Raw genomic sequence first — 7,650 nt, forward strand, 5'->3', positions numbered from 1 at the left:
GTCACCTCCGCCCCACGGTCATCGTGCACCGCCTGCTTGAAGGCGGAGTAGCTGAGCTCTGGTTGCGGCGCCGAGACAAGGCTGTTCAGCACTATTGCCAGCAAAACGATGGCGGCCGCGGCGAGTGCATAGCGGCGCCACTCGGCGTCAGAGGGCGGGCCGCTGTTGCCGTCGGGGGTGAGACGATTCAATGGCTGTTTGGTGCCGGGAAGCTTGGGGTCGGCCATTGCCATCACTCGCGCGTGCTCGGGTGGACTCCCAGAATGCGGCCCGTCGATGGGCCGGCTCTCTACTCAAGCTTAGGCCCTCTGCGGTGCTAGCGTAACGATCCGGCTGCCGGCTGCGCTGGATGCGGCGCCGCCGGTCACCCCGTGCGTGCCGTCGCCGGCGAATTCCTTTGTCGCGGTTGGCGCGGCTGCTGCTTGACTTTCGGGCCCGAGGGCTGCGGCGCAGAATGCCGCCAGATGCCTCCGTATCGCGCCGCTCATGGAGGCGCTCATCCTCGGCGGAGGATCCATCGAAGCGGTGCCCCGGACAAGCCCAAGCCGTTGATGCCCCTCAATCCTTTGAGGTTTTGCGTTGGCGCACAGGCCCCGTCGACTGTGCTAAGGTCAGGCGAAGGTTGGCGCCCGGGCGTCATGGGTGTCAGGCGAATCGGCCGGCGCCGGCGGCTCTACTGAGCTGCGACAGCTAAACGTCTCTGCAGTCGGACTTTCACGGTGGTTGTACTCGGAACCGGGCATGCTCCGGCGGCAGGTGGGCCGCCTATCCAGCGCTTTCGGCTCAGGCAAGGGCTCGACATACCGTTGAGCGGCGCGCCGGCGCCGATCACCGAGGGTGCTCCAGTGCCGGCGGCACGACCGGTTCAGCGTGTGGCGTACGTTGGCCTCGACGTGCGCGGGCCCAAGCGCCTGCCCACGCTGGAGGTGGAGGAGGGTGACCGAGTACGGCTCGGCCAGCCGCTCACCCGCCGCAAGGCATACCGCCAGGTGGTGGGTACTGCCCCAGGCAGCGGCGTGGTCGAGACCGTCCATCGCGGGCCGCGCCGGGTGCTGGAGACCATCGTCATCCGTCTGGATGCTCCGGAACATGACCCGGACAGTACCGACCAGGAAACCTTCAACGCCTACGGCGCAGAGGACCTGGCGTCGTTGAGCCGCGACCAGGTGGTCGAGAACCTTACGGCCTCCGGTGCTTGGCTCGCGCTGCGCACCCGCCCCTTCAGCATGATCGCCGACCCTGGCCGGTCGCCGGCTGCGCTCTTCGTCACGGCCATGGACAGCCAGCCCCTGGCGCCGGACCCGGTGCCCTTGATTCAGGCAGCCGCCGACGCCTTCGCCGACGGCCTCCAGGTCCTGGCCAAGCTGACCGATGGTCCCCTGTACGTCTGCACCCGCCCGGATGCCGACCTGACACTGCCGCCGGCGGCCAATCTCAGGCGCGCCGAGTTTGCAGGCCCGCACCCTGCCGGCATGCCCGGCACTCACATCCACTTTCTGCGCCCGGCGAGTCTCACGCACGAGGTCTGGCACATCGGCTGGCAGGACGTCATCGCCGTGGGCCGGCTGTTTCGCACCGGCCGCATCGACCCGACCCGGATCATCGCTCTCGCCGGGCCAATGGTGGCCAATCCGCGCGTGCTGCGCACCCGCGCCGGGGCCAGCACCAACGACCTGATCCAGGGCGAGCTCAAGGGTACGCATGAGGCTCGCGTCATCTCCGGGTCCGCACTCACCGGCCGTCAGGCGGTGGGGTCGAGCGCCTATCTCGGGCGCTTCCACAACCAGATTACGGTGCTGCCGGAGGATCGAGAGCGGGCGCTGTTCGGCTGGGTCATGCCCGGTCGGGGACGCTACTCAGCGCTCAACCTGTTTTGGTCTCGCCGCGGCGACGCGCCCCTACGCCTTGGCACCTCCCTGCACGGCAGCCCGCGCGCCATGGTGCCGGTGGGCGCCTACGAGCGGGTGATGCCGCTGGATCTGCTGCCCACCCAATTGCTGCGTGCGCTGCTGGTCGACGACGTTGAGACCGCCGAGGCCCTCGGCGCCCTGGAGCTGGATGAAGAGGACCTGGCACTGTTGAGCTTCGTCGACTGCGGCAAGCACGATTACGGGCCGGCACTGCGGCGTAACCTGGAACAGATCCGCCGCGAGCAAGGCTGACGTCGCGACGGGCCACTTGGCCGCGCTTGCCCATCCTTGTCCAATCTCGCCCAATCTCGCCCGATCTCGTAATGAACTGAAGCACCAGCGGTCTCTGCCGCCCAGGGTTCCGAACACCATGAGCCAGCGTCTCCGCAAGTTTCTCGACCGCCAGGAGCGGCACTTCAAGCCCGGCGGGCGCTACGAGCGCTTCGGCGCCGTGTTCGAGCTGGTGGACACTTTCCTCTACACGCCGTCCACCGTCACCACCCAGGCCCCGCACGTGCGCGACGGTATTGACCTGAAGCGGGTGATGATCTTCGTCTGGCTCGCGGTGATTCCGGCCACGCTCTTCGGCATGTTCAATGTCGGGCTTCAGGCCAATCAGGCCATGGCCAGCATGGGGGTGGGCGAGGTGCCGGGCTGGCGCGGCACCGTGCTCTGGCTATTGGGTGCTGGCGGCTATGATCCGGCAAGCCTTTGGGACAACTTTTGGCACGGGGCGGTGTACTTCGTGCCCATCTACGCCGTCACCATGGCAGCCGGCGGCTTCTGGGAGGTGCTCTTCGCCAGCGTCCGCAACCACGAGGTGAACGAAGGCTTCCTCGTGACGTCCATCTTGTTCGCGCTCACCCTACCGCCGGACATCCCGCTTTGGCAGGTTGCGCTCGGCATGTCCTTCGGCGTGGTCATCGGCAAAGAGGTTTTCGGCGGCACGGGCAAGAATTTCCTGAACCCGGCGCTCACAGGTCGCGCCTTCCTGTTCTTCGCCTACCCGGCGGAGATCTCTGGTGATGGCGTCTGGACGGCGGTGGACGGCTTCAGCGGCGCCACGCCGCTGATGCTGGCGGCGCAGGGCGGCGTCGAGGCCATCCAGGCCGCCGGGGTCACCTGGTGGAGCGCCTTCTTCGGGACAATCCAGGGCTCCATCGGGGCCACGTCCACCCTGTTCATCATCGTCGGCGCCGCCTTCATGCTGTTCACCGGCGTCGCCTCCTGGCGGATCATGGCTGGGGTGTTCCTGGGCGTCGTCGTTACGGCGCTCATGTTCAATGGTATCGGCAGCGACACCAACCCCGCCTTCAGCCTGCCCTGGCATTGGCACATGGTGCTGGGCGGCGTGGCCTTCGGGCTCGTGTTCATGGCCACCGACCCCGTGTCCGCCTCCATGACCGAGACGGGCAAGTGGATCTACGGCTTTCTGATCGGCTTCATGACCGTGCTGATCCGGGTGCTGAATCCGGCCTATCCGGAGGGGGTGATGCTGGCCATTCTGTTCGGCAACCTATTCGCGCCGCTTATTGACTGGTTCGTGGTGCAGGCGAATGTGCGCCGGAGGAGGCGACGGGATGCTTGAGGGCGTGGCTGCTGCGTTGCGTGCCCCGGACGCTGCCCAGCGGTGTCAAGCGGCGCACAGGGCCGATGGCCGAGGGCCGAGGGGGGGTACATCATGAGCGTTGCCGTGCTGGAGCCGCTGCGGGCGGTATTCACGCTGCCGAACGACGACCCGCGCAAGACCGTCGCGGTGGCCCTGGCCCTGTGTCTGGCCTGCTCCGTGGTGGTCTCGACGACCGCCGTGACCCTGCGGCCCCTGCAGGAGCGCAATGCCGCGCTGGAGCTCAAGCGCGAGGTCGTTAGGGTCGCCGGGCTGGATGATCCCGGTGTGAGCCTGAGCCAGGCCTTCGAGCGCATCGAGCCCGCGCTGGTGGACCTGGACACCGGTGAGCTCATCGACGGCGAGGCAGCGGCCACCTATTCCTACCGCGACGCCGCGCAGGATCCGGCGCAGAGCACCGCGCTGGAGCAGGACCCAGCCGGCATCCGCCGGCGGCCGAACCGTATGCCCGTCTACCTGGTGCGTGAGGATGACGCGCTCGAGACCATCGTGCTGCCGGTCTACGGCCAGGGCCTCTGGTCTACTATGCACGGCCTGCTGGCGCTGGCACCGGACGGGCGCACCGCCAAGGGCCTCACCTTCTACGAGCAGCGCGAGACCGCTGGTCTCGGCAGCGAGGTGGCGAGCCCCAAGTGGCTCGGCCAGTGGTCCGGCAAGACCGTCATCGGCCCCGACGGCGCGCCTGTCATCGAGGTGGTGAAGGGCAGCGTGGACCCGAGCGCCCCCGATGCCGGGCAGAAGGTGGACGGCCTGTCCGGTGCGACCCTCACCAGCAACGGCGTCGAGAATCTGATGAGCTTCTGGCTGGGCGAGCAGGGGTATGGGCCGTTTCTGGCAAGGTTGGTTGAGAGTCACGAGTGACGAGTGACGAGTGACGAGTGACGAGTGACGAGGTACGACCTGGCTCTACGGTGCAGCGTAGGCTTTGCTTCCTCAGCCCTCAGCCCTCAGCCCTCAGCCCTTGCCCAGACTATTGATCGGTTTAAGCCACCACAGAACCCAAGATGAACGGCAACGACACCAAGCTCCTCATCGAGCCCATCGTCGACAACAACCCCATCACGCTGCAGATTCTCGGCATCTGCTCTGCGCTGGCGGTGACCACCAAGCTCGCGCCAGCCATCACCATGAGCATTGCGCTGACGGTGGTGATCGTGGGCGCGTCGGTGATCATCAGTCTGATTCGGCATCACATGCCGAGCAGCATCCGCATCATCATCCAGATGACCATCATTGCGTCGCTGGTGATCGTGGTGGATCAGGTGCTGCAGGCGTTTGCCTACGAGCTGTCGAAACAGTTGTCGGTCTTCGTGGGGCTCATCATCACCAACTGCATCGTGCTGGGCCGGGCCGAGGCCTTCGCGTCCAAGAACCCGCCCTGGCCGAGCTTCCTGGACGCCCTGGGCCATGGGCTCGGCTACAGCGTCATCCTGATCACGGTTGCGGCGATTCGGGAATTGCTCGGCTCCGGCACCCTACTCGGCGTGCAGGTGCTGCCGCTGCTGGAAGACGGCGGCTGGTACGAGCCAAATGGGCTCATGCTGTTGGCGCCGGGAGCCTTTTTCATCATCGGGCTGATGATTTGGGGCATCCGCACCTGGCGGCCGCAGCAGGTCGAGAAGCCCGAGTACCGGATTCACATCGTCCATCGCACGGAGCCGGGTTGAGATCCGGGTTGGCGCGTCTGTCGATCCCGTCACCGTCGATCTGGTCCGCTTCGACCGAGGAAGCTGTCTGATGGAGCACTACCTCTCCCTGCTGTTTAAGGCGGTGTTCGTCGAGAATTTGGCCCTCGCCTTCTTCCTCGGCATGTGCACCTTCCTGGCCGTATCCAAGCGCATCACGACGGCGTTGGGGCTCGGGCTCGCGGTGATCGTCGTGCAGACCATCACGGTGCCGGTGAATGCCATCATCCACCAGTACCTGCTCCAAGACGGTGCCCTTGCCTGGCTGGGGCTCGATGAGCTGGATTTGTCCTTTCTGGGGCTCATTACCTATATCGGTGTCATTGCCGCGATGGTGCAGATCCTGGAGATGACGCTGGACCGATACTTTCCGGCGCTCTACCAGGCCCTCGGCATCTTCCTGCCGCTCATTACGGTCAATTGCGCCATTCTCGGCGGCTCCCTGTTCATGGTGGAGCGCGGTTACGACATCCCGGAGAGCACTGTCTACGGCTTCGGCACCGGCCTCGGCTGGGCGCTCGCATTGGTCTTGCTGGCCGGCATCCGCGAGAAGCTCAAATACAGCGACGTGCCGGACGGGCTGCAGGGCCTCGGCATCACCTTCATTACTACCGGGCTGATGGCCATGGCGTTCATGTCGTTTTCCGGCATCAGCATTTGACGTGCGGCGGCCGCCAGCGGAGATTCGCCTATGCTCACCCTCTCCTTCGGCATCCTGATCTTCACCGCCATCGTGCTGATGCTGGTGACCGTTATCCTAGGCGCCCGCTCGTTGTTGGTGCCTGCAGGGGACGTGCATATCGACATCAACGGCGAGCAGGATATCGCCAGCCGCGCCGGGCAGAAGCTGCTGGGCGCGCTGGCGGATGCGGGGCTGTTCGTACCCTCCGCGTGCGGCGGGGGCGGCACCTGTGGCCAATGCCGCGTGAAGGTGCTGGAGGGCGGCGGCAAGCTGCTGCCCACCGAGTCGAGCCTCATCAACCGGCGTGAGGCCGCCGAGGGCTATCGGCTCTCCTGCCAGGTCGCCATCAAGGAGGATCTGCGCATCGAGCTGCCGCGGGAGCTGTTCGGGATCAAGCAATGGCAATGCCGGGTGCGCTCCAACCGCAGTGTCTCCACCTTCATCAAGGAGCTCATCCTGGAATTGCCGAAGGGCGAGGATGTCGCCTTCCGCGCCGGCGGCTACATCCAGATCGAATGTCCGCCTTACCACCTCAAGTTCAGCGAGCTCGACATCCCCAAGCACCTGCGCGAGGACTGGGACAAGTACAACCTCTGGCAGCTCGAAGCCGGCACCAAGCACCGGGTCACCCGCGCCTACTCCATGGCCAACTACCCTGGGGAGGCCGGGATCATCATGCTCAATGTGCGCATCGCCACGCCGCCGCCGGATCACCCGGAGGCACCGCCGGGCATCATGTCCAGCTATATCTTCGGCCTCAAGCCGGGGGATACCGTCACCATCGCCGGCCCCTTCGGCGAGTTCTTCGCCAAGGAGACGGACGCCGAGATGGTCTTCGTCGGCGGCGGTGCGGGTATGGCCCCCATGCGCAGCCACATCTTCGACCAGCTCAAGCGCCTGGACAGCAAGCGGCACATCACCTTCTGGTACGGCGCTCGCAGCAAGCGGGAGATCTTCTACCAACAGGATTTCGACGAGCTGGCACGGGACCACGACAACTTCCAGTGGCATATTGCGCTGTCCGATCCGCAGCCGGAGGACGACTGGCAAGGTGAGACGGGCTTCATTCACAAGGTGCTGTTCGAGAAATACCTTAAGGATCACCCGACCCCCGAAGACTGCGAGTACTACCTCTGCGGGCCGCCCATGATGACCGCCGCCGTCATCGGCATGCTGCACAGCCTGGGCGTCGAGGACGACAACATCCTGTTGGACAACTTTGGCGGGTGAGCCCAAAAGCGTATTCGAGCCGACGACCGAGCCCTAGGGAGACGCTGAAAAATGGGCTTCCTGCCCATTTTCAGCACGCGAAGCGAAAACGCGGTTTCCGCTTCGCTTCATTTTCAGCGACTTACGTCGCCGAAAATGGCGGGGCATCCTGCCCCGCACGGGAAGCACTGATAAATCAGCGCTTCCCTAGGGTGGGCAAAGCGAAGCGTGCCCACCAAATCCGTTAATCCGACACAATAGCCGCGGGTGCGCAGAGCGAAGTGTGCCCACCAAATCCGGCGATTCAACACACCCGGCCACAACCGGCGAGCGCACCCAGCCTATGCCCGAGCTCCTCTTCGCCCTGGTCATTTTCCCGCTGGCCGTGGCCGGCCTGGCGCTCAAGGTCCTCGCCGGCCGCCCCGGCATCACGGGCAGCTGCGGCGGGCTTAACCAGATTCCGGGTGTCGATTCCGACTGCGGTGGAGCCTGCCGCATCCCCGGGCGGGTCTGTCCCAATCAACGCGCCCAACAGCA

The 7,650-nt window shown here is 65.6% G+C and carries 7 protein-coding genes and 1 pseudogene; 7 read left to right on the plus strand and 1 reads right to left on the minus strand.

Annotation, left to right across the window (positions count from 1 at the left end; all coding sequences use genetic code 11):
* Positions 1–227, minus strand: a pseudogene (locus tag I6U14_RS01625) (hypothetical protein); the annotation flags it as partial.
* 492 nt (positions 228–719) lie between these two features.
* On the opposite strand from I6U14_RS01625, the gene I6U14_RS01630 reads away from it, so the two are divergent.
* From I6U14_RS01630 to I6U14_RS01660, 7 genes are all read left to right on the plus strand, one after another.
* Positions 720–2,162, plus strand: a complete 1,443-nt coding sequence (locus tag I6U14_RS01630) for a Na(+)-translocating NADH-quinone reductase subunit A (RefSeq protein ID WP_296896338.1) — start codon at positions 720–722, stop codon at positions 2,160–2,162.
* 118 nt (positions 2,163–2,280) lie between these two features.
* The gene (locus I6U14_RS01635) at positions 2,281–3,498 is read left to right on the plus strand and encodes an NADH:ubiquinone reductase (Na(+)-transporting) subunit B (protein WP_296896340.1); all 1,218 of its coding nucleotides are present in this window, start codon (positions 2,281–2,283) and stop codon (positions 3,496–3,498) included.
* 93 nt (positions 3,499–3,591) lie between these two features.
* Positions 3,592–4,398, plus strand: coding sequence for a Na(+)-translocating NADH-quinone reductase subunit C (locus I6U14_RS01640; RefSeq protein WP_296896342.1), 807 nt, complete (start codon positions 3,592–3,594; stop codon positions 4,396–4,398).
* A gap of 143 nt (positions 4,399–4,541) precedes the next feature.
* Positions 4,542–5,204: an NADH:ubiquinone reductase (Na(+)-transporting) subunit D gene (locus tag I6U14_RS01645; RefSeq protein ID WP_296896343.1), complete on the plus strand. Its 663-nt coding sequence runs from the start codon at positions 4,542–4,544 to the stop codon at positions 5,202–5,204.
* A 70-nt stretch (positions 5,205–5,274) separates the two neighbouring features.
* The gene (gene nqrE / locus I6U14_RS01650) at positions 5,275–5,883 is read left to right on the plus strand and encodes an NADH:ubiquinone reductase (Na(+)-transporting) subunit E (RefSeq protein ID WP_296896344.1); all 609 of its coding nucleotides are present in this window, start codon (positions 5,275–5,277) and stop codon (positions 5,881–5,883) included.
* Positions 5,884–5,913: 30 nt separating this feature from the next.
* Positions 5,914–7,134, plus strand: a complete 1,221-nt coding sequence (nqrF, locus tag I6U14_RS01655; protein ID WP_296896345.1) for an NADH:ubiquinone reductase (Na(+)-transporting) subunit F — start codon at positions 5,914–5,916, stop codon at positions 7,132–7,134.
* A 262-nt stretch (positions 7,135–7,396) separates the two neighbouring features.
* The coding region (locus tag I6U14_RS01660; protein WP_296896346.1) for a hypothetical protein at positions 7,397–7,650 on the plus strand (254 nt) is incomplete at its 3' end.

The organism is Thiohalocapsa sp., assembly GCF_019695415.1.
GTDB lineage: Bacteria > Pseudomonadota > Gammaproteobacteria > Chromatiales > Chromatiaceae > Thiohalocapsa.

Excerpts from the sequence above, each read along its gene's own strand:
- nqrE (WP_296896344.1), top strand. The coding sequence starts at position 5,275 with ATGGAGCACTACCTCTCCCTGCTGTTTAAGGCGGTGTTCGTCGAGAAT.
- I6U14_RS01635 (WP_296896340.1), top strand. The coding sequence starts at position 2,281 with ATGAGCCAGCGTCTCCGCAAGTTTCTCGACCGCCAGGAGCGGCACTTC.
- I6U14_RS01645 (WP_296896343.1), top strand. The coding sequence starts at position 4,542 with ATGAACGGCAACGACACCAAGCTCCTCATCGAGCCCATCGTCGACAAC.
- nqrF (WP_296896345.1), top strand. The coding sequence starts at position 5,914 with ATGCTCACCCTCTCCTTCGGCATCCTGATCTTCACCGCCATCGTGCTG.
- I6U14_RS01640 (WP_296896342.1), top strand. The coding sequence starts at position 3,592 with ATGAGCGTTGCCGTGCTGGAGCCGCTGCGGGCGGTATTCACGCTGCCG.